Raw genomic sequence first — 26,342 nt, 5'->3', positions numbered from 1 at the left:
ATCGGCCGGGTCGCGATGATCGGGTCTGCAAGCGTCCTGGCGATGGTAAGACTGAGACGACTCCGTCAAACATCACCGTCAGGGCATGTTGTCGCGAATCCGACTCGTCCGTTGATTGGGCTGTCGGGCAGGTCAGCCCCGGTAAGGGGTGCAGTAGCATGCGGCAGTGATCCGCTCATGAGGCCGACCCTCGCCGCAGACACCCTGCGCCGAACCCTCACCCAGTACCTGACCACCACCTTCGGCTTGACCGAGGACGGCGTACGTCATGGTCTGGAGGGTTTCCTCTCCCACCCGGAGCAGGGCATCTTCCGCGGCCCGTACCTGCGGATCCGCACCCCCTTCCGCCCGGCAGAGGGGGACTGGCGGGCGAGCCTCGACTGGGCGCCGGTCGGCTTCGCCCCTTACCTGCACCAGGCGAACGCTTTCGCCCGGTTGTCGACGAAAGGCAAGGCGGCCGAGCCGACCCTGATCACCACCGGCACCGGCTCGGGCAAGACCGAGTCGTTTCTGATCCCGGTGCTCGACCATTGCCGGCGGCAGAAGCAGCAGGGCAGAGCCGGGGTCAAGGCGATCCTGCTCTACCCGATGAACGCACTGGCGACGGACCAGACGCAGCGCATCAACGAGTTGCTCTCCGACCCGGCGCTCAGCCAGGTCACCGCCGGCCTTTACATCGGCGACGTCGCGGCCATCGAGTACCCGCACGTGTTCACCAAGCGGTCGGAGATGCGCCGGACGCCGCCGGACATCCTGATCACCAACTACAAGATGCTGGACCTGCTGCTCCAGCGCGCCGACGACCTGCCGCTCTGGGAGGGCGCCGAGCCGGCGTACGTGGTGTTGGACGAGTTCCACACCTACGACGGCGCGCAGGGCACCGACGTGGCGATGCTGCTGCGCCGGCTCGCCGCCGCGCTCGACCTCGACGAGCCGGAACGGCCGTTGGGGCCGATCTGCCCGGTGGCGACCTCCGCCACGCTCGGTGAGGGCGGCGGTCGGGACGGTCGTACCGCGATCCGCGAGGTCGCCGAGCAGGTCTTCGGCGTCGCCTTCGACGCCGGGTCCCTGGTGGGGGAGGACCGGTACGAAGCCGGCGAGTTCATCGCCCGCCAGGACTTCAGCCTGCCGCTGCCCACCCCCGAGCAGCTCGCGGCCGTCGACGACCGCGACCCTGAGGCGATGATGGCTGAGGTCGCCGAGTTGGTGGTCGGCAAGCGCTGTCTCGACGACCCGACGCACCTCGGTGACCTTCTCCGTCAGCATCCGTTGACCAAGGCGGTGCTCGACTCGCTCCAGGCCCGGCCGTGCACCCTCGACGAGATCATCGACGTGTTGCCCCGCAAGAACGCCACCGGCTGGGGCAGCGTGATGAAGACCCCGCCCGAGATCACGGCGAAGGCTCTCGCCCGGTTCGTCGGTCTGCTCTCCGTCGCGCAGAACCCGGAGGCTCCCGGCCGTCCGCTGCTCAACATCGAAACCCACCTTTGGGTACGCGCCGTCTCCCGCCTACTGCGCGGCACCTCCCACCAGGCGGCCTTCGGCTGGTACGGCGAAGCGCCGCGCGAGCTGGACCCGTACGCCACCGACGCGGACGTGGTCGTGGCCGACAACCGTTACCCACGGTTGCCGGCAATTTACTGCCGGCACTGCGGCCGATCGGGCTGGATGGCGCTGTCGCCGGAGAAGGACCCGCAGGAGCTGGAGACCGACCCGGACAAGATCTACCGAGCCAGCGTCGGTCGGGACAAGCGCCGGGTCCGTGCGCTGATCGCCGCGACCGAAGACGAGGTACGCCAGCGCTCCCGTGGCCTGCTGGTCCTGGAGTACGGCCGACGGGTGCGTCCCTTCGACGAACAGCGCGACCGCAAGCCCACCGACGACGCGATCGTCGTGCTCGGCGACGTTCTCGACATCGACGGTGCTGAGAAGGACCGCTGCCCGTCCTGCGAGTTGGACCACGGCATCCGCTTCCTCGGCGCAGGCCTGGCCACCCTCGCCTCGGTGGCGATCACGCAGCTCTTCACCGGCGGGGAGCTTGACGAGGCCGAGAAGAAGACATTGCTCTTCAACGACTCGGTCCAGGATGCCGCGCACCGCGCCGGTTTCGTGGCCAACCGGTCCTACTCGTTCTCGCTGCGCTCCCTCCTCGCCAGTCGCTTGGAGCCCGGCGAGTCCGTAGGGCTCGACGACCTTTTCGCCAAGATGATCGAGGCGGCGGCGCAGCCGGAGGTCCTCTCCACCGTCGTACCGCCGGACCTGCACGATCAGCCCGGCGTAGACAGCCTGCTCGCCGGCGAGCACACCGGCAGCCGGGAGACCTGGGAGCTGATCAGCGAGCGGCTCGTATTCGCCACCGTGATGGAGACCGGGTTGCGCTCCCGCCAGGGCCGCACCCTGGAGTTGACCCGCAGCGTCGCCGTCGAGGTTGCCCTCGACGATCCGGTACGAGCCGCGGCGATCTGCCGCGACGTCCACCTCACCGGCCCCGGCAACATCGTCGGAACGCCGCCGGACGACGCCCGCTACCTCGCCTTCCTTCGGGGCCTGCTGGAACGGCTGCGTATCCGGGGTGCCGTTTACCACGAGTGGCTGGTGCCGTACCTGAAGCGCGGTGGCACCCGGTGGCAGATCTGGGGCGGTCGGCCCGCCGGGATGCCCGCGTTCCCGAAGGGCCTGTCCGCGCCCGCATTCCTGCTCGCGACGCCGAAGACCCGCTCGGAGTTCGACGTGATCACCGCGCGGGGCAACTGGTACCAGGACTGGACCTCGCGCTGCCTCGGTCTCGACTCCGGAGACGCAGCCGGCTTCCTCACCCGCCTACTGCCGGCGCTCGCCGCCGCCGACGTGGTCGCCGCCGGCGACACCGAGGACGGCAACACGGTGTACGGGCTGATGCCCGGTCACCTGCGGGTAACCCGACTCGATGACGCGGCCGCTGTGATGGCCGGGGTCGGCTGCGACACCTGCCACTGGCAGCAGACGGAGCACCCCGATCGGGTCGCCGACTGGATCGGACAGCCGTGCCGCCAGTACCGCTGCCGTGGTCAACTCCAGGCCGCCCACGACGACACCGCAGCCGATGACTACTACCGGCGGCTCTACCTGGACCGCCCGGTCTTCCGGGTCGTCACCGGCGAACACACCGGCATGCTCACCCGCGCCCAGCGGGAGACGGTGGAGAAGCAGTTCCGCGACGGGGAGCGGTACACCGATCCGAACGTGCTGTCCTGCACGCCGACACTGGAGATGGGCATCGACATCGGTGCCCTCTCCGCGGTGGTGCTGGCGTCGCTCCCGCACGGCCCGGCCAACTACGTCCAGCGCGCCGGTCGCGCCGGCCGCAAGAGCGGCAATGCGCTCGTGCTGACCCTGGTCGGGCGAACCGAGCGAGATCGCTACTACCTCACCGATCCGCGCGACATGATCGCCGGTCAGATCGTCCCGCCCGGCTGTTTCCTCTCCGCCGTGGAGATCCTGCGCCGCCAGTACCTCGCTCACCTGATCGACCTGGCCGCCCGCGGGCGCCTGGCGGGAGTGCTGCCGATGCCACGGCGGGCGCACGTGCTGTTCGGCCCGACCGGATGGCTGACCGGCCTCGCCGAGGCTGGCCGTCGCGACGGTGGCCGGCTGGTGGAGGAGTTCCTGACCCTCTTCGGCGACAAGGTCCTGCGGGCCGCCGCCGACGAGCTGCGAGAGTTCGCGCTGGACGGCATCGTCCACCGCGCCAAGCAGGCCGACGAGGTCTGGGAGATCCGGCTGGCCGACCTGCGTCGCCGAATGCAGGAGCTTGCCACCGCCCGGGGCACGCTCGTGCCCAGCGACCCGGACCACGCTCGCGAGATAAAGATGTTGAAGGCCGAGGAGGGCGCGGTCCGCCGCCGGCTGAGGGAGGTCAGCGCGGCTGCCGCCCACGGCACCCTGGTTGAGTTCGGTCTGCTGCCGAACTACGCGCTCATCGACACCCGGACCGACCTGGAAGCCACCCTGACCTGGGAGGACAAGACCGACGGCGACCGCCGGTTCCACAGCGAACTCCGCGAGTACGCCCGCCCCGCCCGTCAGGCGCTGGTCGAGATCGCTCCCGGCAACAGCTACTACGTGCGGGGCTACAAACACGAGATCTCGGGGCTCGACGTCGGTCCGGCGGACCGGCCCGCGTACGAGCAGTGGCGCGTCTGCGCCCAGTGCGGATACGTCCGCACCCACCTCGCCAAGGAGGACACCAGCGCCTGCCCGCGTTGCGCGGACCCGGGCATCGCCGATCACGGACGCCTCTTCCAGGTCCTCCAACCGACCCGGGTGCTCAGCCGCGACAAGCGCGACGACGCCCGCATCCGTGACGACAGCGACGACCGGGACCGGCGCTTCTACGCCACGACCGTCGCAGTCGACGTAGACCCGGCGAAGGTCGATTCGTCCTGGCGGCACGCTCACGACACGTTCGGTGTCGACTACAGCCGACACGCGATGATCCGGCACTTCAACCTGGGCGCGCAACGCTACGACCGGGCAGCTGAACTCTTCGCGGGCGAGGAGGTGCGGATCAACCGGTTCCACACCTGCACCTCCTGCGGCGGAACCACGGTCGATGGTGCCCCCGCGGTGAGTCAACAACTCGCCGCGCAGGCCTCCGGCTCCACCGTCGTGCAGGGTGCCGAACACCACCGGCCGTGGTGTCCCTACCGGCGCTCGCCCGCTGCCCCGGACGCCCACGTCGATCTGATCCTCGCGCACGAGTTGGAGACCGAGGCGCTGCGCATCCTGATCCCCGCCGCGACGGCCGTTGTGCAGGAGCGCATCGCGTCGTTCGCCGCCGCGATCCGCCTCGGCATCGCCGCGCAGTACGGCGGCGACCCCGCGCACCTTCAGGCTGTGTCGGCCACCATGCCGGACGGGCAGAGCGACGGGACGCGCAACTTCGTGGTCGTCTACGACACTCAGCCGCAGGGCACCGGCTATCTGCACCGCCTCGCCAAGCCCGAGGAGTTCCGCGCGGTCCTGGAGTTGGCGCGGCAGCGGATCGCCGACTGCGTCTGTCGACATGAAGGCAAGGCGGTGTGTCACCGCTGTCTCCTGCGCCACGCTCGCAACGAGCACTTCGCCCTGATGAGCCGCGACGAGGCGTTGGGGATGCTCGACAAGCTCCTCGACACCTGGGACGTCCAGGAGGGCACCCGGACGGACGAGATCTCGCTGATCCACCAGGTGGAGAGCGAGCTGGAGATGCGGTTCCTCACCAAGCTGTTGGCGCTTGGCGAGACACGCAACTCGGGCCTGCGGATCGATCGGCGCACCGATCATGACGGTGCCCGCATCGCCGACCTGCGGTTCGTCCGCGACAACGGCCAGAGCGTCACCCACTGGCAGATGAAACTGCAGAACACCGTTCGGGGCACCCGGCCCGACGTCCACTTCAAGCGCCTCGACGCCCCGTCACCCGAGGTGGCTGTCTACCTCGACGGCTTCAAGTACCACGCCTCGTCCCAGTACAACCGGCTCGCCGACGACGCCGAGAAGCGAGCCCGGCTGCGCGCCCACGGCTATCTGGTCTTCGCCGCCACCTGGGACGACGTCAAGACCTGGGGGAGCGCGGACGGGCAGGGGCGGTGGACCCCGTACGGCGGCGTCAGCAAGCAGGCCGCCCGGGAGAGATACCGGCAGTTCCTCCCCGGCGCCGACCCGGACGAACTCGAAGAGACCGTGTGGGTCAACCCGATCGAGCAGCTGATGTGCTTCCTCGCGGATCCCGATCTGACCCGATGGCAGCGCCGGGCGGAAGCGACCCTGGCGGGCGCGCTCAAGCAGGCCCGGGACAACACCGCCACCGACTCTGGCGGTGTGGCAGAGCGGCTACTGCCCGCCCTGCGCGGAAACCCCCTGCCCAAGCCGACTGCGGGGAAGATCATGATCGCCCGCGTCGGGGACAACGCGGACTGCCCGGTGATCCTCGTGGTCGACGGACGCAGCAAGCCCCTACCGACGTGGTCGGCGCTGACTGTCCTCGACGACCTGCCTGCCGCTTTGGCCGGTGAGGGCCACAAGGGCCGCTGGGCCGCCTGGCTGGCGTGGGGCAACGTCATCCAGTTCCTTGCCTATGGCGGCGGTGACGCCGGCCAACTCGCAGTGTCCGCCCTCGACACCTTCGAGCCGGCCTCGATGGCGGTCACCGAGGGCACCGGGTTCGTGCTGGCTCAACGCGCGCTGCCGCTCGATGAGGAGACGGCAACGTGGCTTGGTATCGCGGCGCAGCCGGCGGCCGCCGAGCCCGAGACGCTCGACACGGAGTCGCCGTGGCGGGACGTCCTGCGCTACCTGGACCCGGGCGAGAACACTCTGGATCAGCTCGTCCAGCAGCTCGCCCGGCAGGATCTGCCCACGCCGGTCGTCGGCTACGAGCTGGGCGACCAGGGCTGGCAGGCTGAGCTGGCCTGGCCCGACCGGCGGATCGCCATCGTGCTCACCGGCCCGTCCGACGACCCGGAGACAGAAGATCGCGACCGGGCGTACGCGGACGCGGGCTGGCATGCCCGCACTGCTCGGGAATGGTCGGTTGACGAGTTGGCGGCAGCGATCAAGGCGACAAGCGGGGGAGACCGTCGATGAGCATCGGAGCAACCACCCTGCGGATGCTGGACCGCGCCGACAAGGAGGTCATGAAGCTCACCCGCGCCGACATCGGGGCGGTTTACGAGTTCATGCACAAGTTCCGGCACAACCCGGAGAACCCAGGGCTCAACCTGAAGGCGCTCAACAGCGACTCCCGGCTGATGTCCGCCCGGGTCAGCAAGGACTACCGTGCGCTGCTGCTGCACATCGCCGAGCGCGACTACCTGCTCGTCGCGGTCAAGCACCGCGGTGAGGTGTACGACGACCTCAGCCGTTACGCGTACCGGATCAACCGGATCACCGGCGGCATCGAGGTCGTCGACATGGCGCCGGTTGGCGACAGCATCATCGGCCGGGTCGTGCGGCCGGATGTCGAACCGGAGCCCGCGCAGAAGCCGCTCTTCGACACCTACACCGACGCCCAGCTGCTGGACCTCGGCGTATCCGAGCCGTTGCTCCCACAGATCCGGGAACTGACCACCGAGGCCGAGTTGCTGGAACTGCTCGACCGGGCGCCGCAGCTCACCACCGACGTGCTCTTCGCGCTCTTCGACGGCACTCCCTACGACGACGTGCTGCAACAGGTCACGGACCCGGTCCGCGCCGACGAGCCGGTCGACCCCGAGGACTTCGAGGCGGCGGTGGAACGCCCCGCCACGCAGGTGACCTCCGATGATGAGGCGTTGCAGGCGATGCTCGGCGAAGCCTTCGAGCGGTGGCAGATCTTCCTGCACCCCACTCAGCGGAAGCTGGTCGAGCGCCGCTACAACGGCCCAGCGCGGGTTGGCGGTGGCCCGGGCACCGGCAAGACGATCGTCGCTCTGCACCGGGTGGCACACCTCGCCCGGCAGTTGCCACAAGGCGTGGACAAGCCGATCCTGCTCACCACCTTCAACCGGAACCTGGCCGCCGACCTGCGTACCCGCCTGATGGCGTTGGGTGGCCAGGATTTGGTGTCACGCGTCGACATCGTGAACATCGACCGGTTGGCCAGCAGGGTGGTGGCCGAAGCCAAGGCGGGCGGCAGCCGCCGCGTGGTGGACGACAACCGCGTTGTGGAGCTGTGGGACGAGTTCCTCATCGAGACCGGGGAGGCCGTCTGGGAAGCGGAGTTCCTGGCAGCTGAGTGGATCCAGGTGATCCTCGGTCAGGTGCTCAACTCGCGGACCGACTACTTCAAGGCCCGCCGCCCCAACCGCGGCCGCAGTCTCACCCGGGTCGAGCGCGACCAGATCTGGCAGCTGACCGAGCGCTTCACCACCTGGCTGGAGAACCGCGGTGTCTGGACGTGGCGCCAGGTGGCACAACGGGCTGCCCGCCTCGAAATGGACCGCACGGCCCAGAACGCCGGCGTCGCCGGGGAGTCGTCCGGCGGCTTCTACCGGCCGCGCTACCGCCACGTGGTGGTCGACGAGGCGCAGGATCTCAGCGCGGCACACTGGAAGATGCTGCGCGCCATGGTCGCACCAGGCCCAGACGACATGTTCCTCACCGGTGACACGCACCAGCGGATCTACGACAACCACGTCACGCTGAGCAGCCTCGGTGTCAACATCCGCGGTCGATCGTCCCGGCTCACCCTGAGCTACCGCACCACGCGGCAGATCCTCGCCGACGCCCTGCAGATCATGACCGGGGAGGTGTACGACGACCTCGACGGCGGCGAGGAGGACCTGGCCGGCTACCGGTCGCTGCTGCGTGGCGGCCGCCCGGTCTTTCGCGGTGCGGCGACGTGGGCGCAGGAGCGGGACCTGATCGTTGAACAGTTGTGCACCTGGGGGAACCCGACGGACGGCTCGGTTGCCATCTGCGTACCGACCAAGGACCTGGCGGCGGACGTCATCAACCGACTGGAAGCTGACGGGCTGTCGGTGGTGGAGATCGGTCCCGACGGGCCGAAGCGACCCGACGGCGTGCACATCGGCACGATGCACAGGTTCAAGGGGCTGGAATACCAGCGCATGATCATCGCTGGGATCAGCGACGGCCTGGTGCCTCGGCAGATGATCGCCAGGTACCGTGACACCGACCCGAAGCGCTACCAGCGTGAACGCCAGCGTGACAGGTCGCTGCTCTTCGTCGCCGCCACCCGTTCACGCGACGAGCTTGCGGTGTTCTGGCACGGCACGCCCAGCCCGTTCCTGACCGGGCGGCTCGTACAGCGCCAGTTAGCTTGATAGCCGACTCTGGCTCAGGCAGGGCCGGTGCGATGCGGGGAGGCTGTAGGTGCAGGCGGGGGAACGCATTGGTGACCGGTACGAGTTGACGTATCCGGTTGGTCGCGGAGGAATGGGCGAGGTCTGGGCCGGCTTCGACGAGCGGCTCGACCGGCCGGTGGCGATCAAGTTCCTGCGGCAGTTGGAGGTGCCAGAGGACGAGCGTCTGACGGCGGGCAAACGTTTCAGGCGGGAGGCGAGAGCGACCGCCAGACTGGACCATCCCGGCGTGCCGGCCGTGTACGACCTAGGCGTACATGGTGAAGACCTCTTCATCGTCATGCAGCTCGTGCCGGGGATTGTCCTCGCCGACCACATCGCCGAGCAGGAACGACTGCCCGTCGGCGAGGCGGCTTCCATTGCCGCTCAGGTTTGCTCTGTGCTCGCGGCCGCCCACTCCGCCTCTCTCGTACACCGGGATCTGAAGCCCCAGAACCTCATGATCACCCCGTCGGGGGTCGTCAAGGTGCTCGACTTCGGCGTAGCCGCGTTGCTCGGCCCCGCCGAAGCATCACGCCTCACCGCGACCGGCCGAACACTCGGCAGCCCCACCTACATCGCCCCCGAGCAGGCCCAGGGCGGCCCGGTAGGGCCAGCCGCCGATCTGTACGCCTTGGGCTGCATCTTGTTCGAAATGCTTGGCGGCAACCCTCCCTATGAGGCGGCCAACGCCCCAGACCTCATGCGTCGTCACATCGATTCGCCGATTCCCATCATCACTGAATACCGATCCGAGGTGCCCGACGACCTAGCGCACCTCCTCTACTGCCTGCTTGCCAAGGATCCGGCGAACAGGCCAGCGTCGGCCGGCGAGGTTCACCAACTCCTAACGCCGTTCCTCGACGTCCCCGATTCTCCAGGGCTGGTGGCCGCCCGGACACACACCAGGTTCCTCAGCGCACCGCCGCACACCGGTCACCTCTCGGTGCCGCCGCAGAGGTCACCGCAGGACCTGGTGGAGTTGCGGGCGCAGGCGAGTGAGCTCGCCGAGAACGAGCGTTTCGCGCAGGCTGCCGAGGTGTTGGAGCGAGCCGTCCGCCTCGTACCGCAAGGCGACGAGCGGCTCGCCACCGAGATCGTGACGCTACGAGTGGATCTTGCGAACATCTTGATGCTCGCAGGTGACTTCCGGCGGGCCCGCCACGCCTTCGAGGCATTGGCTCGAGATCTGGATCAGTCGGATGGGGAGCAGGATCTCGTCGATGAGTGCCGACACCAGGCGATGGCCTGCCAGCTTGAAATGGGCGAGCCCGCTGACGCGGCCGAGCCGCGCTCGATCCCGTAGCTAACCTCTGCGGGCTCCGCAGCTCCTCGGTTCCATTACGCAACACTGCATAATCCGCTCCTGCAACGCCCCCGGGTTGCCACAAAGAAAGTCATTGAGCAACGGCGGAAATGCTGCCTGGAACGTTGCTCCTCCACTGTCTACCGTCGCAGGCTGACCACAGCGCGGCGGTCGACCGGTCCCCCGAACGGCCGCCGTGCATTCCCTAACACATCTTGCTGAGCCTGGTGCCGTACCACTGAGTGGGAGTTCGGTGTCAGGGCGAGGAGGTGGGTCTGCCCGCACGGGATGAGCGGGAAGACCCACGCCATCCACAAACCAGGAAGGCGGAGGTACATGAGCGCTCACAAGCAGGGAGCCACGTCGGTAGGCGGTGATGCGACGTGCCGCTCCGGCGCGTACACCAGTCTGCTGCCGTGGCAGGTGCGTGAGCGCCGCTTCGCGCCGACCGGGCTCGGACGTCGCGGTCTGAACCCCGACGACGTGTACGCCTTCCTCGACCGGGTCGCCGTCGACATGGCCGCCGTCTACGCCGCTCTCGCCGAGAGCCGTCTCGAAACCGTCCGGATCAAGCACGCGCTGCGTCGCTGGCAGACCGAGCAGGCCCGCGCTCGCAACGACCGGGACCACAACCGATGAGCCAGCGGTACGTCATCCACGTGCCCGTGGTCGCTGCCGACCTGCCCGCTGCGCAGCGCCTGGCCCGGGTCGTCGGCCGGTGGATGCTTGTGCTGCCGATGGCGGACCCGGGGGAGACGACCGTCTCCGAAGAGGATCAGCAGTGCGTCCGTCACCGGGTCTTCTGCGACCTGCGGATGCCCGGCGGTCGACGTTGCCTCCTGCGCGACGACCACGACGGTGAGTGCTCGCGCCGCCTACGCCGGTGACCGGATCGGTTCGGTGCAACGCCAGGTCAGCGTCCATGGGGCGCTTCGGCGGGTCATCACGGATGGTGCTCGGCTGGTATTTTTCGGTGCTGTGCCGAACGATGCTCACCTGACCGGTCTGGACGCTCTGCTCAGCGAGACGCGACAGGCCCTGGAGGCGGCGCGTTCCCGTACTCCGGGCGAGACGCCGGCCGACGAGGAGCAGCCCGTCGGTCACGGCGAGGCGCTCGACGGCAGGGTCCGGGCGGCGGTTCGCGGTGGGCGGGTTGACGAGCTGACTGTTGATCCGAGGCTGATGCGGTTGCCGGCGCAGGATCTGATGGAGCACGTCAGGGCGGCGGTCAACGCGGCGCTCGACGACCTCGGCAGTCACCAGCCCGAGCTTCCGACCGTGGAACTCGACAGCCTGGCCGGAGGGCTCCAGGAGGTGCAGGATCGTTCGTTGCGGCAGATGGCCCAGATGAACGAGGCGCTCCAGGACGTCGTCGCACTGCTGAGGACACCACGACGGTGAGGCCCCTGGATGTCGACCCGGAGCAGCTGCGGCAGGCGGCCGGCGGCGTGCAGCGGGCGGGTGAGCGCCTTGAGCAGCAGTGGCAGCGGCTGCGTGCTACAGCGGACGGCATGGGCGACATCTTCGGCGGTGACGACGTGGGTGGGCTGATCGGCGCGTCCTACCAGGCGGCCCAGCAGATCGCCGAGCAGTCGATCACGTCGGTGGTCGCGGCCTTCGCCGGCTTCGGCGACGGGCTCGCCAAGATGGGTACGGCGTACGACGAGGTCGAGTCGCGTAACGCTGCCCTCTTCGACAGGTTCAACTGAAGCCGATGGGCATTCAGATCCCCGGCGAACTCTCCGGACTGCTCAACGAACTCGGCTATGTGTGGCCGGAGAGCGACGAGGAACGGCTCTTCGAGCTGGCTCAGGCGTGGATCGCGTTCGGCGCCGAGGCGGATGCCGCAGCTACCGACGCGAGCGCTGCCGTCGCGCTGCTCGCCGGCAACGACGGCAGCGCGCTGGAAGCCTTCCGCGGCCAGTGGTCGGACTCCGACTCCGCCGCCGCCGTACTCCAGGATCTCGGCTTCGGTGCCCGTGCGGTGGGCGCCGCCCTGCTGGTCTGCGCCCTCGTCGTCCTCGCACTGAAGATCAACGTCATCGTGCAGCTCACCCTGCTGGCCATCTCGATCGCGCAGGCCATCGCCACGGCGGCCCCGACGTTCGGTGCGTCCCTGTTGGAGATTCCGGTCTTCAAGAAGTTGGTCGACATCGCCATCGACTTCCTGATCGGCCAGGCACTGGAGGCGGTCCTTGGGTAGGCGTGGCCGCAAGGGCGCAGACGACGCCGCCTCCGGAATCATCGCAAAGGCAGCGTCGGCAGCGATGCGCGAGGCCAAGGAGGTGGGGCCGAAGGCTGCCGACGACGCCGCCGAGGCCGCCCGACGGGCTGTCCCCGGCCCGGCCGGCAAGATCCCGCTCAAGCCGCCGAACTCGCGACACAACCTCGACAGCATCCGCCCCAAGAACCCCAGCAAAGAGGTCAACACCGTGGTTCTGCCCGGGACCGACGTGGCCAAGGACCTCGACGACATCGCCGCGGGCCGCGCGAAGTGGGATCCGGACCGCCAACGGTACGAGGTGAACGGCCGCACGTACGCCGTGGAGCCGAGCGGCACTGTCTTTCCCGAAGCGGGGCCGGGACTCGAACAGCTCAGCCGAGCGGAGTACGGCGCGCTCAAGGAGTACATTGCCGCTGGTGGCGACATCGAGAAGGCCAAGGCGGCAATGGCCCGGAACCCGTTCCTGACCGAGGCCGCACAGGAGCGCGCCCTCGACGTGTTCCGCCATCACAAGAGCTACCGGGGGTAGAGGTGCAGTACCAGATCCACTTCGAGGCCGAGTTGCCCGCCGACGCGCTGCGCCGGCACCTGCAACAGGATTACGGCATCGCCCCCGAGGCCGTGTACGTCGGCCGGATCGAGGACCGGGCGGTGGACGACCCCCGGCCGGTGGCCATGTTCACCCCGCCCGACGAGGACGAGGAGTTCGGCTGGATCCTCACCGGCGACACCGAGCTTGCCGACGCCACTGGCCGCAACGAGCGGGATCTCGCCATCAGCCTGGCGCGTACCTTCGGGGTGCGGGCACTTGTGGACGACGGCAGCGTCTATCCCGACCGGTGGCTGCTTGTCAGCTCCGACGGAAGCAGCGGACGGGTCATGACCGACGAGGACGCGGCCGCCGACGGCGACCTGCGGATCGTGTACGCGCTGGAGCCGATCCCCGGGGAACCGCAGCTCGCCGTGGTGCCCCCGCCGGAGTGGGCGCGCTAGTAGAGCCAGTGTCGAGGCCGGTGCCAGGGTATGAGCTGCTGACGACCTCGACCGCCCTACTCGGCTCGCCGGCCCGGAGCGCGCGAGCCGTATGCCGGGCCGAACACCACAAGCAACGCCAGGTCCTCGGTCACCTCGTCGAAACGGTGCTCCTCGCCAGCCGGCACGAAGATCACCGACCCCGGGCCAACGTCGGCCGTGCCGTCGGGCGTCACGATCCGGGCGCGACCGGCGGTGACCACGTAGATCTCGTCCTCGGTGTGCGGGCTCTGATCGTCGAGACCGCCCGCCGGGATGCAGTACGTTCCCACCGACAGGTCCGGCACACTCAGGTGTTCGACCCAGTCGTTGGCCGCCCCGGCGGGTGCGGTCCACCGGCCCGCGCCTTCGATGATCAGCATGGCGGAAGCCTAGAGCCTGCATCGAAGGCGGTGCCAGGCTTCGAGCTTGATCAACGACCTTCGCGTGGGGGAGGTCGATAGAAGCCCGTGGGCCAGCTCGGCCGTGGGCGGTGCCCGCTAGGCTGGCCCTCGCTGGTCTCGCCACCTGGAGAATCGCCCATGTCCGACAGCGTGTTCGCGCAGTTCACCGCCGACGACGACCAGCTCGCCGTCGGGCTGCTCGTGCAGCCGGCGATCAACGCCGCCCTGGTGCACAACCGCGTGCCGTTGGTCCGGCACCTCACGCTCACCAACCGCAGCTCGGTGCCGTTGACCGACGTGACGCTGACGCTGGAGTTGCGCGGCCCGGACGGCGCGTTGACCGAGCCGTGGTCCCGTACGGTCACCACACCTCTGCGGCCCGGTGCGAGCACGAGTTGGGACGACTTCCGGGACTTCACGCCCGACCGTGGCCTGCTCTACCGCACTGGTGAGGCGTTCCCTGTCGACTACAGCCTCACCGTCGAGGCGGCCGACAACGCGTTGACGCTTGTCGCCCCGTCACGGGTGTTGGCGCACAACGAGTGGTTCAACAGTCCCGCCCTGTACGACACTCTGGCGGCCTTCGTGCAGCCGAACACCCGTGCGGTGGACGCGGTCCTGCGGGCTGCCGCGCAGATCCTGCTGGCACGGACGGGCTCCGGCTCGCTACAGGGCTACCAGGACGGCGCGGAGCGGGCGTCGCTGATCGCCGCCGCCGTGTACGAGGCGCTGCGGCAGTTGGAGATCAGCTACCAGATCGTGCCGGCATCGTTCGAGAACAGCGGGCAGAAGGTCCGTACGACCGCCGCGGTGCTGGACGGGCGGATGGGCAACTGCCTCGACCTGTCGGTCACGTACGCCGCGTGCCTGGAGGCGGCGGGGCTGCGCCCGCTCATCTTCATTACCAAGGGCCACGCCTTCGGCGGCTTCCTGCTGGAGGAGGAACGGCTGGGCTCGACCGCGGTGACCGAGAGCAACCTGCTGATCTCGATGGTCGACTCCGGCCGGGCGGTGCCGGTGGAGCTGACCCGTGTCGGACCGGGCGAGCAGACCGCGACGTTCACGGAGGCGGTACGGGTCGGGTTGGGCCACTTCCGTGTCGAGAGCCATCTCCTGCACGGCGTCGTCGACGTACACCTGGCGCACCGTTCGGGGATCCGGCCGTTGCCGTCGGCCGACGAACTGGCGACGCCCGCCCCGGCGGACGCCGAGGCGACGTCGAAGATCAGCGCGTCCCTCGACCTTCCACCTGGCGTCGCGGCGGCGAAGTTGCGGCAGCTCGCCGACGACGGCGACGAGGTGGCGCAGCAGTCCGACGGCTCGCCGGCCCGCATCCAGCAGTGGAAGAAGTCACTGCTCGACCTGAGTCTGCGCAACCCGCTACTCAACCTGCCCAAGCGGGGTCGTGGCCTGGACCTGCACGTGCCGGCGGGCGCGTTGCCGCTGCTGGACGACCTGATCCACGACGGCAAACAGGTGCAGATCATTCCCCAGGACGACATCAGCCGGGTCCAGGAGTTGGCCGGGGCGCGCCGGGCGCAGGAACTCGACGCGGAGATCCTGACCAAGGAGCTGCGCACCGACCGGCGGGTGTACGGCGGGGTCACCGAAGCGCGCTACAAGACGGTGATGCGCACGCTGCAGCGTGAGGCGCGCACGATGGAGCAGGAGACCGGCAGCAACTACCTCTACCTGACCATCGGCACGCTCGTGCACACAAAGAGCACCGGGGCTGAGGCGTACGCGCCGCTGTTCCTGCTGCCGGTGCGCATCGAGGGCGGCAGCGGCCGCCGCCCGTACGCGATGGTCATCGACGGCACCGAGGTCGCCATCCCCAACCACTGCCTTGTCGAGTGGCTGCGGGTCAAGCACAGCGTCCGGATCCCGGAGTTGGAGCAACCGGTTCTCGACGAGAACGGCATCGACATCGCCAAGACCCTCGCCGCGATCAACACCGGCCTCGTCGACAACCGGCTCAACTACCGCATCGACGAGACGGCAAGCCTGCGGCTGTTGCAGTTCTCCACGTTCCAGATGTGGCGGGACCTCACCGACCACTGGCCCCGGTTCATGGAGAACCCGGTGGTGCGGCACCTTGTCGAATCGTCCGGCGCCACGTTCGACGACCCGGCCCGCCCGGACGACGCCGAGGTGCTTGTCGACGAGGCGGACCTGCACCTGCCGATCCCCGCCGACGGCTCACAGATGCAGGCCATCGTGCGCGCCGAGCGTGGCCACTCGTTCGTCCTGGAGGGTCCGCCCGGCACCGGCAAGTCGCAGACCATCACCAACATGATCGCCCGGGCGGTCGTCGCCGGCCGGTCGGTGCTGTTCGTCGCCGAGAAGCAGGCAGCGCTGGAGGTGGTGAAGCGCCGGCTCAAGCAGATCGGCCTCGGCCCGTTCGCGCTGGACCTGCACGGGCGCAAGCAGTCCCTCAACGCCATCCGCCAACAACTCCGCGACGCCCTCGACCAGCACGACCAGGGCGGCGACGGCACGTGGACGGCGGTGGAGACGGCCTACCGCACGCGCCTCGCCCCGCTGACCGAGTACCCGCTTCAGGTGCACACACCCAACCCCGTCGGGATGTCGCTCTGGTCGGCCTACGAGCAGACCCTCGCGTACGGGGAGGGTCCGGTCGCCCCGATCCCGGTGAGCTATCTGCACGCGCCCGCCGACGCACGCGCCCGGGTCGAGACGACACTGCGGGAGTTCCCGGCGGCGGCACGCTCGGCCCGGGTCCGGGCTGCGCATCCCTGGGCGCTCAGTGGCTGCCGCACCCTCGACGGGCTGCACGGTGCCGCCGTCACCGAGATCGCCGCCGAGGTGGAAGCCCTGCGGGCGGACCTCGCCGCCCACCCGTACCTGATGGATCTGTTGCGGACGTTGCCCGCCCCGGAGGCCGTCGGCGAGCTGACGGCGGGCGCGTGGCTCGCCGTACGCGGAATGCTGCCGGACCGCCAGACCACGGTGCGGGCCGCCGACCGGCAGTGGGACGACGGCGTCAACAGGCTTCAGGCGGACCTGGCGGCCTTCCGGCAGGGGTTCGCGGGTGAGCTGGCGAGTTTCCGCGCGGACGTCTTCGCCCGCCCCGAGTTGACGGCCTGGCACGTCGAGGCGCAGGAGGTGGCGAAGCGGCTGTTCGGCAAGCGCAAACGTCGGCAGGCCATCGTGGACCGGCTCGCGGTCCACCTGGTCGCCGGTGCGACGCTCGACGCCGACCAGGTGGAGGTGGCTGTCGGTCGGCTCGTCGCCGCCCAGGCGCAGGTCGCCGCGCTCCACGAGCGGTCTGTGGCGCTGGGTGGGCTGCGGCTACCGGCGTGGCAGCCCACCGACCCGGACGCGCAGGAACGGCTCGCGGAGGCGGTCGAGGCGACCCGGACCGGCCGGACGCTCCTGGCCCGGCACCCGCGTGCCTGGGAGCTGTTCGACAGCGGGTTCACCGAGGTCGGCGCGGCCCTGCTCGACCGGGTCGCCTCCCGGTGGCGGGCCTGGCGTGGGGTGCTGCGCTCGGCCGGGCCGGAGCTGACCCTGTGGGCCGCCGGCACGCACTGGGTCGACGCCTGGCAGCGCGACGGCGCGGTGTGGCTACACGAACTGCGTGCCGAGGAGTTGTTTCCGCTGCGCCGATGGGCAACCGTCCTGGGCCACGCCGACGTGCTCGCCTCTGCCGGTCTCACCGACTTCCGGGACCAGCTGCTCCGCGCCGAACTGCCCGCCGGGGTTGCCGAGGAGGTCTACCGCCGGGGAGTCGCCGCCGCGTCCCTCGCCGAGCGGGTGCGGACGAACGGGCTTCAGTACTTCGACCCGGAACTGCACGACGACGAGATCAGCCAGTTCGAGGCCGCCGCCGGTGAGCTGCGGTCCGCGCTGCCGACGCAGTTGCCTGCCGTGCTGGTCCGTCGCCGGCCCTTCAGCCCCACCGACCGGCGGGGCCGCTTCGCCGACTTCGCCGCCGAGCTTCGCCGCAAGCGAGGTGGGCGGTCCTTCCGGGAGCTGTTCGAGCAGTACCCGGACGCGGTGCTCGCACTGACCCCGTGCGTGCTTGTCAGCCCCGCGTCGGCGGCGAACTTCCTGGCACCCGGCAGCCAACGCTTTGACCTGGTCATCTTCGACGAGGCGTCGCAGATCCGCGTGGCCGAGTCGATCGGCGCGATGGGTCGGGGCAGCGCCGTGGTGGTGGTCGGCGACTCTCGGCAGATGCCGCCCAGCAGCATCATGCAGGCCAGCCACACCGCCGACGAGGTCGACGAGGGCGACGGCCCGGTGCCGGAGGATCTGGAGAGCATCCTCAGCGAAGCCGTCGAATCGGGGCTGCCGCAGCGCTGGCTGTCCTGGCACTACCGCAGCCACGACGAGTCACTTATCGCCTTCTCGAACCGCTACTACTACGACAACAAGCTCTCCAGCCTCCCGTCGCCCGGCGCCAGCAGCACCGCAGGCGTCACCTGGCAGCGCGTCGATGGCCAGTACGACAGGGGCGGCGCACGGACCAACGAGGTCGAGGCGCGGGCGATCCTCGCCGACATCACCCGTCGCCTGCACGACCCGGCCACCGGCAACCGATCGATCGGCGTGGTCACCTTCAACATCCAGCAACGTGACCTCATCCTCAACCTGCTGGAGGAGAGCACCGACCCGATCATCCGCGAGCAACTCTCCGGGGCCGTCCCGGAGCCGATCTTCGTGAAGAACCTGGAGAACGTGCAGGGCGACGAGCGGGACGTCGTCCTGTTCTCCCTCGCCTTCTCCACCAACCCGGACACCGGCCAGCTCCCGCTGAACTTCGGCCCGCTCAGCCAGGCCGGCGGCGAGCGGCGGCTCAACGTGGCCATCACCCGAGCCCGCCGCCAGGTCGTCCTTTACTCGTCGTTCGACCCGTCGGACATCGACCTGTCCCGTACCTCCGCGCTGGGCACGCAGCACCTGCGGGCGTACTGCGAACTGGCCGCCGCCGGCGCGGACCGCCTGGGCGACCTGACCGCCGACCGCGCCGAGCGGCGCAGCCGCATCCGCGACGAGGTGGCCGCGGCGCTGCGCGAGCGCGGCCACGAGGTCCGCACGTCACACGGACTCTCCGACTTCACAGTCGACATCGCCGTACGCAAGCCGGGCGCGCCCCGGTGGCAGGTGGCCGTCATGCTCGACGGCCCGGACTGGAGTTCCCGACCCACGGTGGCCGACCGGGACTCCGCGCCCACGCTGCTCCGGTCGATCATGGGCTGGCCGGAGGTCGTCCGGTTCTGGCTGCCGGCGTGGATCCACGACCGTTCGGCCATGCTCGACCGGGTCGACGAAGCGCTCAGCCGAGCCGAAACACCCGCGACCGCCGAACCGGCATCGCTCCCAGCGCCGCTCGCGGACGTCGACCTGCCGCAACCCCGCCCGGCAGCAGACGCCGAGCCGCCCCACCCGGCGCCAGCCGCCGAGTCACCGCCGCCACCCATCACCCGGGAAGAACCACCTCCGGGTACGTCGCCCGCGCCCGTCACCGCACTCGCCACCGCGCCGGCCGCCGACACCATCACGGTGAGCCCATTCATTCCGTACGCCCCGACGCCGCTCGGCGACCAGGCCGACCTCGACCTGCTCGCCACCGACCAGCGGGTACGCGCTCTGATGCGCGACGCGCTTCGCGACATCATCGACGCCGAAGGTCCCGTCGAGCAGCATCGGCTCGCCCGGCTGGCCCTCGCCCGGTTCGGGTTCCTGCGCACACGCGAGGACCGGCGCACAGCAGTGCTGGCGCTCGTCGACTCCCGCAGGCTCCACAACCACCCGACCCTGGGCCGGTACGCCTGGCCGGAAGGAGTCGACCCGCAGACGTACCGCGCGTACCGGGTCACCCAGGCGAGCAACGACAGGACGTTCGAGGAGGTGCCACCCGAGGAGGTGGCGAACGCCTTCGTCCACGTGCTCCAGGGTGTGCCCGGCATGGACGAGGAACGGCTGCTGCGCGCCGGCCTGGAACGGCTCGGCTACCGCCGCCGTACCGAGAAAATCGACAAGCTCCTCCGGTACGGCCTGCACGTGGCGGTAACCAGCGGCCGCCTCCGCCAGGACTCGGCTGGTCGCCTCACCTTGGCCTGACACGCAGCGTTACGACTGGGTGCCCTTCACTGTCGAAGCGCGTCAGCTCAGCCCGTGCTCGTCCAAGCTGGTGTTGAGGACCCACGCCAGAGGCATGGTCGCGCGGGCGACGTACTGGTCGCCCTCCAGACGGTTCATCGTCACCGTCTGTGCTGAGTCCTGGTCGACCACCCAGTATTGAGGAATCCCGGCCGCAGCGTATTCGCTGCGCTTGGTCACCGTGTCGACACCTTCGGAGCCGGGCGAAACGATCTCGACCACGAGGAGCACGTCGGCCACCGGCAACCAGACACCGTCTGCCTGCGCCTTGCTCCACACGACGAGATCAGGGATGCGTCCGCCGACACCGCCGTCACGACCCGGGATGCGTAGTCCGACAGCTTGAGCAACATGGTCCGCCGGAACGCCGCCCTGGGCGAGCCACACCATGAGCCGGGTCGCGATGATCGCGTGGGCGTATCCCGGCGGCGGCATGATCGAGACGACTCCCTCGGGGCTGATTTCGTACCGGTGGTTCTCGTCGGCGGCCATCATCGCCGTGAGGTCATCGAGCGTCACGACAGGGGGCATGTACCTGCCAACCGCCTCTGAGCTCATGGGCGCATCGTACCGGTTCGTCGCCGCCCCCTCGTCGTGGTGGCGCGCTGTGACGTGCACCTTCCGGCGCGTGCGATGCGGTCCGATGCGCGACGCAGTTGGCTGACGTGAGTCCGTGCCCGGCCACCGCTGAAGCTTGCGTTAGGTGACGAGACGGTATTCGGGGATGCCGCGGTTGCGCTCCTCGGTCGGCTCGCCCGTTGACCGTGCGGTGACTGTGACTCCGTCGGGGATGAGAGCCTGGGAGACGTAGATTCCCTCAAGGCAGGTGTCGCACCAGAACGAGACGTAGCCGTGCTCGGCGGCGGGCGGTGCGGTGAAGATGATGCGTAGGGTCCGGTGACCACAGTTCGGGCAGGCGAGACTCGATGTCGCCGGCAACTCACGGTAGACGATGTCGTACGCCGTGAGCCACTCATTGAACGTGGCCATCAGCGGGCTCCTTCCGGCCTGACGGAGTGGTTCCTCCACCACTGTTCTGCCACCGGAGGATGCCCGGCAGTTGGCGATGTCTGCTCCGACGGTCACGACGGGGACTCAGCCGTTGCGGCGCATTATCTGATCGGGCCGGAGCGTGACCGAGGCGACGGTACGGCCATCGGCGTCGGCGAACTCGACCTCGTACGCGGTCGAAGGGACGCCGAAGATGTGAACGACGGTTCCTGCTGCTCCCGCAGGGAGTTGTTCTCCCGGAACGGCTTCGCGGAGCTCCACCACGTCGTACAGCTCCACCACGTCATCCTTCCTCACCCCGACCTGCGCGGTACACATTGACCCCGACGCCGTCTCCGGCGAAGGTGCGTCAGTGGTATCCAAGAATCCGTATTGCTTCCTCGCCGGCCAGCCGGAGTTGCTCTCCGCGGAGGTCGGGCACCCGGTAATCATTGCTGCGCACCGTCTGAAGAAAGTCCGTGGGTAGGCGCACGTGGTAGGTGGCGAGATAGAAGCGGAGGTCGTCGCGCCACAACCATTCTCCGTCTGTCAGCACCGACGCGCCCCCGATGAGATGTCGACCGCTACCGAGGACGTCGATCTCGGCACCCATGACGTCGATGAGCCCATGCCCGTGACGTAGGTAATCCTCAACCCGGAGGGCATCGGGGAGCGGCTTCGAGTCCACGTGCGGGTGGATGCTTTCCACATAGACCTCGGTCTGGCTGGGGCCCAGTTCTCGAAAGAACCCAACAGTCTTCATCGGTTCCCCCTGGCTGGCGGTAAGAAGACCTCCCAGGAACCGCCACGCTCGACGACTGGGGGCTGGGGCTCTGCTGCCCATCGCTGGGTCCCCACGCGGGCCGTAGGCGCGAGCACGCTGACTCCGAGTTCGTCGGCCACCCGTTGACCGAGTGGTACGGCGTCGAGGTCGGACTTGACGGTGCCGGCATAGCAGGAGACCAACCGGAGCGGGCCGCCGTCGTAGGCGGGATTTTCTCGGACGGCGGCGGCGATCTGCGCCGCGTCGGTGGCGTTGCCGTCCATGTGCGCCCCGTCTGCTGAAACCTTCCCGGGGACGAAGTATCCCTCGTCTGTGCCGTGAACGATGACGTCATGGTGCCCGTCCAGCGGTCGCACTTTATCAAGGTTTCGCATCGTCAGATCGTCGTAGCCGATGGCCGTCGATCGGTCGGAGTGATAGATCGGGTCACCAGCGGAGAGGTACGAATCGGGGGGCCGGTCCGGTGGCCGAGGGCGGTCCCTCGGATCAGCCCAGTCACGTCGTTGTCCCATCCGGTTGGCGGGCCCAAGCCGTGTGAGTCGTCCGAGCGCCTGCTTGAGCTTGTCGATAAGGTCTCCGAGTCGACGGATCTGCGGCATCAGCCGTCGCAGGCTGGCCAGCAGTGCCCGCACCATCCGCGCGATCCGCGCCCCCCAGGACGCGACTGTCGTGGTGACCTGCTCCACGACCAGCGGTGTGGCAAGGCCGCCGGTGGCGACGAGTTCCGCGGCGTACACGATGAGGCGGGAGACGCAGGTGGCGATGGCATCGCGGACGAGGAGCCGGACGGCGGCGACGAGGCCGGCGGCGCCTTCGGTGATCGCGGCCATGGTGTCGGCGCCGAGCGCGAGCCCGGTGATTGCCTGCTGTTGTTCGGCGGCCCAGGCGCGGTAGGCGGGGCCGGCGCTGCCGCCCCAGGTGGCGACGTCGGTGCGGACGGCGCGGGCGAGGGTGGCAGCCTCGTCGCGCAGTGACGCGGCGACGTTGCGCCAGGTCTGGGCGTGTGCGGTGATCTGCGCCGGGTCGCCGGCGAGCCAGTCGAGGGCTTCACTGAGCGGCTTGACGTGTTCGATGAGCCAGGCGATGCCGTACTGGAGCAGGTTGCCGACGGGGTCGGTGACGAAGGCGAGGGCGTCGAGGCCGGCGCTGACCACGCCGAGACTGCCGTCGATCCAGCTGCCGGTGCGGACGCCCTGCGCGATGAGTTCGATGTCCTCGCAGATCCACACGCCCGCCCAGGCGCTGGTCGGGGTGTGCGCTGGGGCGGCGACGAGCGGGTTGGACGTCACCGGCGTTGCCGCACCTCGTCGAGGAGTTGCTTGGCCCGGTCGTCGGAGCTTCGGTAGCGGTCGGCGCCGGTGCGTAGCCTGCCGGCGGTGTCCCGCATCGATCCGGCTGCGGCGGCGATGCCGTTGACGAGGGTCCGTTGCAGGCCGTCGAGCATCATCGGCATCATCGCGCAGAGCTGACCGTAGGCGTCGGTGCCCAACCGGATGTGCTGGCCGGCCTGCTGGGCGGTGTCGAGGCCGGTGGCGCAGCGGTCGAGACGTGCGGCGTGTGCGGTCAGGTCGGCTGGGTCGACCTGGATCCCGTCACCGGCGGGCATCGTCTCGCCCCTCGTCAGCTGTCAGCCGATTGCGATATGAGTCGATGACGGCGCTCGCGTCGTCGCCGAGGGCGGCTGTGGTCACGGCGGTGAGCTGGGTGAGCAGGTCGGCTCGGGCCGCTTGTGTGGTCGCCAGGATCTGCCGGGCGGTGCTGGCGGCCGGATGGTCCCGGACACGTTCGTCGAGCCGCAGGCCGATCAGCAGGCCAGCCGAGTCGACGGTGACCTCCACCGTCCGGTCAGGGCTGCGGGCGGTGCCGGTCAGACCTTGGATCGTGCCCGCCAGTGTCTGTGCCCGTCGTGCCCGTTCGGCGAGCGACGACTCCCACTCGTCGAGCCGGCGTCCGGCCGCGTCGAGCGCGGCGTCGTCCGCCCACATGTCGACCCTCCCCAGGGGACCACCACCGGCGGCGGCGAGATCACCGGTACGCTACCAACCGGCGTCGATGCGTGTATGCCCCGATTGCCGGGCCGGCGGTACGGGCGCGCAACACAGTCGCCCCAATCCGAACCGGGTGGCGATCAACTCGGGGAGGATCATCCCGTGACGAGCAGCAACCCGCGCCGGGGATGGTCCGCCCGGACCACCTGGGAGGGCCGGTTCAACGCTCCGCTGCGCGCCTTCCTGCACACCGAGACCGGCGGCGCGCGGGTGGTGGTGGTCGCCGCGTTGGCGGCCCTGGTGTGGGCCAACCTGCACACGTCGTCGTACGAGTCGCTGTGGAGCACATCCTTCTCGGTCCAGTTCGGCGACTGGCGCGTGGCACACGACCTGCGCTTCTGGATCAACAGCGGCCTCATGACGTTCTTCTTCCTTGTCGTCGGGTTGGAGCTGCGCCGGGAATTCGACATCGGCGAGCTGCGGGAGCGTCGCCGGCTGGCGTTGCCGATGCTGGCCGGGATCGCCGGCATGCTGGTGCCGGTCGGCATCTACCTCGCGATCACCGCGGGGCACACCAGCGCTGCGGGCTGGGGCGCGGTGATGGCCACGGACACGGCGCTGGCGCTCGGCGCGCTGGCAGTCTTCGGGCCGCGCTTCTCGGATCGGTTGCGGGGTTTCCTGCTGACGGTCTCCGTCATCGACGACCTGGTCGCGATCGCGGTGCTGGCCATCGCGTACCCACACCATCCGTCGCCGACGGCGCTGCTCGTGGCGGCGGCGATCTTCGGCGTGGTCCTGCTTGTCCGGGCGTTGGGCGTACGCTTCGGGCCGGTCTTCGCTCTGCTGGGGGTGGCGGCCTGGGTCGCGGTGTCGGAGTCCGGTGTCGACCCGGTGGTGGTGGGCCTGGTCATGGGGTTGCTGACCTACGCCTACGCGCCCGGTCGCACCGAGTTGGAGCAGGCGAGCGACCAGTTCCGCCTCTTCCGGGAGCAGCCCACACCGCAGCTCGCCCGGATGGCTCAGGCCAGGCTCACCTCGACGTTGTCGCCGAACGAGCGGTTGCAGACCCTCTACCATCCGTTGGCGAGCTACCTGGTGGTGCCGCTCTTCGCACTGGCGAACGTCGGGGTCGTGATCGACGGCCAACTGCTGGCCGCTGCCGTTACCTCGCCGGTCACGATCGGCGTCGTGGCCGCGTACATCGTCGGTAAGCCGGTCGGGATCGTTGTCACCTCGTGGCTGGTGACGCGGCTGAGCGGCAACCGGTTGCGGCCACCTGTCGGCTGGGTCGCGGTCACCGGGGTGGGCACCATCTCGGGCATCGGCTTCACCGTCGCCCTGCTGATCGCCACCCACGCTCTCAGCGGCCCGGCCCTGGACGAGGCGAAGTTCGGCATCCTCGTCGCGACGATCGGCGCGTCCGCCATCACCTGGCTGGTGTTCCGCTTCGCCGCGCGGATGCCGCCGGCGCGGCGCGCGCGGGCGCTGCTGGGCGTCACCGAGGGGATCGTCGACCTGATGCTTCCGGTCGATCCGGAACGCGACCACGTGCGTGGGTCGGACGATGCGCCGGTGACGGTAGTGGAGTACGGGGACTTCGAGTGCCCCTACTGCGGGCAGGCCGAGCCGGTGGTGCGGGACCTGCTGGAGGCCTTCGCCAACGTCCGGTACGTCTGGCGGCACCTGCCGCTGACCGACGTCCACCCGCGTGCCCAACTCGCCGCCGAGGCGGCCGAAGCGGCAGGTGAGCAGGGCGCGTTCTGGGAGATGCACGACCTGCTTCTCACGCACCAGGACGCACTCGACGCCCCCGACGTGCTCGGCTACGCCGGCCAGCTCGGCCTTGACCTCGACCGGTTCCGTGAGCACATGGCCGAGCGAAGGGGAGTCGACCGCATCGGCGAGGACGTCGACTCCGCCGACCTCAGTGGGGTTACCGGGACCCCGACCTTCTTCGTCAACGGCCGGCGCCATCACGGCGCGTACGACATGGTGGCGCTCTCGGCGGCGGTTCAGGCGGCGTTCGCCAGCGCGAAGCTCCGCCCCGAATACCACAGGGAACCTGAGGGCGAAGGGTCCGAGGACGAACGCTCCGAGGACGAACGCTCCGAGGACGAACCGCCAGCTGACCGCCGGGGCGAGGCCGGAGTGGGTGGGTCGCCGTAACAGGGGCGCTCTACGATCCCCGGCATGCGGACCGAGCCCGCCGGCATGCCCTCTGCCCCTGACGTCGGGTCGCTTCCGCCCTCGTCGGACGTCGCGGACGTCGGGTCGCTTCCGCTCCCGCCGGACGCCGCGGACGTGTACCAGGACCTGTTGCGTCCTGCCTCGCGGCAGCGGCGACGACGCCGACGCGATGCTTGTGCACCGCTCCCGCCTGCTGCACGGGCTCTCCGAGTTGTTCGAGGTGTTCTGGCGGCTCGGCGCGCCCATCCACGCCACCACCGACGCCGCCCAGCCGGAAGCCGAGCCGACGGCCGCCACGCAACGGCTCCTCGCGCTGCTCACCGCCGGTCTGACCGATGAGGCCATCGCCCGTGACCTCGGCGTCAGCAACCGTACGGTGCACCGCCGGGTCAGTCGCCTACAGGAGTTGCTCGGCGCCCGGAGTCGGTTCCAACTCGGCGTGCAGGCCAGCCGCCGTGGCTGGTTGTGATTGGCCGGATCATGCCATGGCCGGTCTTCGTCACGCCGGAACCGTA

21 protein-coding genes are annotated in these 26,342 nt (G+C 69.5%); 13 read left to right on the top strand and 8 right to left on the bottom strand.

Translation table 11 applies throughout. The features are described from left to right. Positions 1-177: 177 nt before the first annotated feature. From ACPXB1_RS12755 to ACPXB1_RS12710, 10 genes are all read left to right on the top strand, one after another. Positions 178-6,606: a DEAD/DEAH box helicase gene (locus ACPXB1_RS12755; protein WP_425735285.1), complete on the top strand. Its 6,429-nt coding sequence runs from the start codon at positions 178-180 to the stop codon at positions 6,604-6,606. Continuing rightward, the gene (locus ACPXB1_RS12750) at positions 6,603-8,786 is read left to right on the top strand and encodes a UvrD-helicase domain-containing protein (protein WP_425735284.1); all 2,184 of its coding nucleotides are present in this window, start codon (positions 6,603-6,605) and stop codon (positions 8,784-8,786) included. The genes ACPXB1_RS12755 and ACPXB1_RS12750 overlap by 4 nt, the downstream gene beginning before the upstream one ends. A 49-nt stretch (positions 8,787-8,835) precedes the next feature. Beyond that, positions 8,836-10,110, top strand: a complete 1,275-nt coding sequence (locus ACPXB1_RS12745; protein ID WP_425735283.1) for a protein kinase domain-containing protein — start codon at positions 8,836-8,838, stop codon at positions 10,108-10,110. Positions 10,111-10,446: 336 nt separating this feature from the next. Then, a complete protein-coding gene (locus ACPXB1_RS12740) occupies positions 10,447-10,749 on the top strand; it encodes a DivIVA domain-containing protein (protein WP_425735282.1) in 303 nt (100 codons plus the stop codon). Continuing rightward, positions 10,746-10,997 (top strand): hypothetical protein, encoded by a 252-nt coding sequence (locus ACPXB1_RS12735; RefSeq protein WP_425735281.1) that lies wholly within the window; start codon positions 10,746-10,748, stop codon positions 10,995-10,997. Before ACPXB1_RS12740 ends, ACPXB1_RS12735 begins: the two co-directional genes overlap by 4 nt. 91 nt (positions 10,998-11,088) lie before the next feature. Continuing rightward, the gene (locus ACPXB1_RS12730; RefSeq protein ID WP_425735280.1) at positions 11,089-11,511 is read left to right on the top strand and encodes a YbaB/EbfC family nucleoid-associated protein; all 423 of its coding nucleotides are present in this window, start codon (positions 11,089-11,091) and stop codon (positions 11,509-11,511) included. Further along, positions 11,508-11,819 carry a WXG100 family type VII secretion target gene (locus tag ACPXB1_RS12725; RefSeq protein WP_425735279.1) on the top strand — a complete coding sequence of 104 codons (312 nt, stop codon included), beginning with the start codon at positions 11,508-11,510 and terminating at the stop codon, positions 11,817-11,819. Before ACPXB1_RS12730 ends, ACPXB1_RS12725 begins: the two co-directional genes overlap by 4 nt. Positions 11,820-11,824: 5 nt before the next feature. Further along, the gene (locus tag ACPXB1_RS12720; protein ID WP_425735278.1) at positions 11,825-12,313 is read left to right on the top strand and encodes a hypothetical protein; all 489 of its coding nucleotides are present in this window, start codon (positions 11,825-11,827) and stop codon (positions 12,311-12,313) included. 64 nt (positions 12,314-12,377) lie between these two features. Beyond that, positions 12,378-12,863 (top strand): hypothetical protein, encoded by a 486-nt coding sequence (locus ACPXB1_RS12715; RefSeq protein ID WP_387158160.1) that lies wholly within the window; start codon positions 12,378-12,380, stop codon positions 12,861-12,863. Between the two features lie 2 nt (positions 12,864-12,865). Further along, positions 12,866-13,327, top strand: a complete 462-nt coding sequence (locus ACPXB1_RS12710) for a hypothetical protein (protein ID WP_306271741.1) — start codon at positions 12,866-12,868, stop codon at positions 13,325-13,327. Between the two features lie 56 nt (positions 13,328-13,383). On the opposite strand, the gene ACPXB1_RS12705 is transcribed toward ACPXB1_RS12710, so the two are convergent. Further along, positions 13,384-13,728, bottom strand: a complete 345-nt coding sequence (locus tag ACPXB1_RS12705) for a cupin domain-containing protein (RefSeq protein ID WP_167944117.1) — start codon at positions 13,726-13,728, stop codon at positions 13,384-13,386. Between the two features lie 159 nt (positions 13,729-13,887). On the opposite strand from ACPXB1_RS12705, the gene ACPXB1_RS12700 reads away from it, so the two are divergent. Then, positions 13,888-19,839, top strand: coding sequence for a DUF4011 domain-containing protein (locus ACPXB1_RS12700; protein WP_425735277.1), 5,952 nt, complete (start codon positions 13,888-13,890; stop codon positions 19,837-19,839). A gap of 42 nt (positions 19,840-19,881) precedes the next feature. Here the strand turns inward: ACPXB1_RS12700 and ACPXB1_RS12695 are convergent, their stop codons facing one another. The 7 genes from ACPXB1_RS12695 to ACPXB1_RS12665 all read right to left on the bottom strand — a co-directional run bounded on the left by ACPXB1_RS12695 (position 19,882) and on the right by ACPXB1_RS12665 (position 23,637). After that, positions 19,882-20,397: a Uma2 family endonuclease gene (locus tag ACPXB1_RS12695; RefSeq protein WP_355588723.1), complete on the bottom strand. Its 516-nt coding sequence runs from the start codon at positions 20,395-20,397 to the stop codon at positions 19,882-19,884. Between the two features lie 180 nt (positions 20,398-20,577). Then, positions 20,578-20,868, bottom strand: a complete 291-nt coding sequence (locus ACPXB1_RS12690; RefSeq protein WP_355588725.1) for a hypothetical protein — start codon at positions 20,866-20,868, stop codon at positions 20,578-20,580. A gap of 105 nt (positions 20,869-20,973) precedes the next feature. Then, the gene (locus ACPXB1_RS12685) at positions 20,974-21,168 is read right to left on the bottom strand and encodes a DUF4926 domain-containing protein (protein WP_355588727.1); all 195 of its coding nucleotides are present in this window, start codon (positions 21,166-21,168) and stop codon (positions 20,974-20,976) included. A 70-nt stretch (positions 21,169-21,238) separates the two neighbouring features. Further along, positions 21,239-21,631, bottom strand: coding sequence for a hypothetical protein (locus tag ACPXB1_RS12680; RefSeq protein ID WP_355588729.1), 393 nt, complete (start codon positions 21,629-21,631; stop codon positions 21,239-21,241). Continuing rightward, positions 21,628-22,941, bottom strand: a complete 1,314-nt coding sequence (locus ACPXB1_RS12675) for a WXG100 family type VII secretion target (protein WP_355588731.1) — start codon at positions 22,939-22,941, stop codon at positions 21,628-21,630. Before ACPXB1_RS12675 ends, ACPXB1_RS12680 begins: the two co-directional genes overlap by 4 nt. Next, a complete protein-coding gene (locus ACPXB1_RS12670; protein ID WP_355588733.1) occupies positions 22,938-23,258 on the bottom strand; it encodes a type VII secretion target in 321 nt (106 codons plus the stop codon). Before ACPXB1_RS12670 ends, ACPXB1_RS12675 begins: the two co-directional genes overlap by 4 nt. Next, complete coding sequence (locus ACPXB1_RS12665; RefSeq protein ID WP_355588735.1) at positions 23,245-23,637, bottom strand: YbaB/EbfC family DNA-binding protein; 393 nt, start codon at positions 23,635-23,637, stop codon at positions 23,245-23,247. The genes ACPXB1_RS12670 and ACPXB1_RS12665 overlap by 14 nt, the downstream gene beginning before the upstream one ends. Before the next feature lie 165 nt (positions 23,638-23,802). On the opposite strand from ACPXB1_RS12665, the gene ACPXB1_RS12660 reads away from it, so the two are divergent. Next, entirely contained in the window at positions 23,803-25,806 is a 2,004-nt protein-coding gene (locus ACPXB1_RS12660; protein ID WP_355588737.1) for a Na+/H+ antiporter NhaA, read from the top strand. A 190-nt stretch (positions 25,807-25,996) separates the two neighbouring features. After that, entirely contained in the window at positions 25,997-26,296 is a 300-nt protein-coding gene (locus ACPXB1_RS12655; RefSeq protein WP_355588739.1) for a LuxR C-terminal-related transcriptional regulator, read from the top strand. Positions 26,297-26,342: the final 46 nt, after the last annotated feature.

It is taken from the genome of Micromonospora sp. DT68, assembly GCF_049847245.1.
Lineage (GTDB): Bacteria > Actinomycetota > Actinomycetes > Mycobacteriales > Micromonosporaceae > Micromonospora > Micromonospora profundi.
This window is presented reverse-complemented; position numbering and strand designations above follow the sequence as displayed.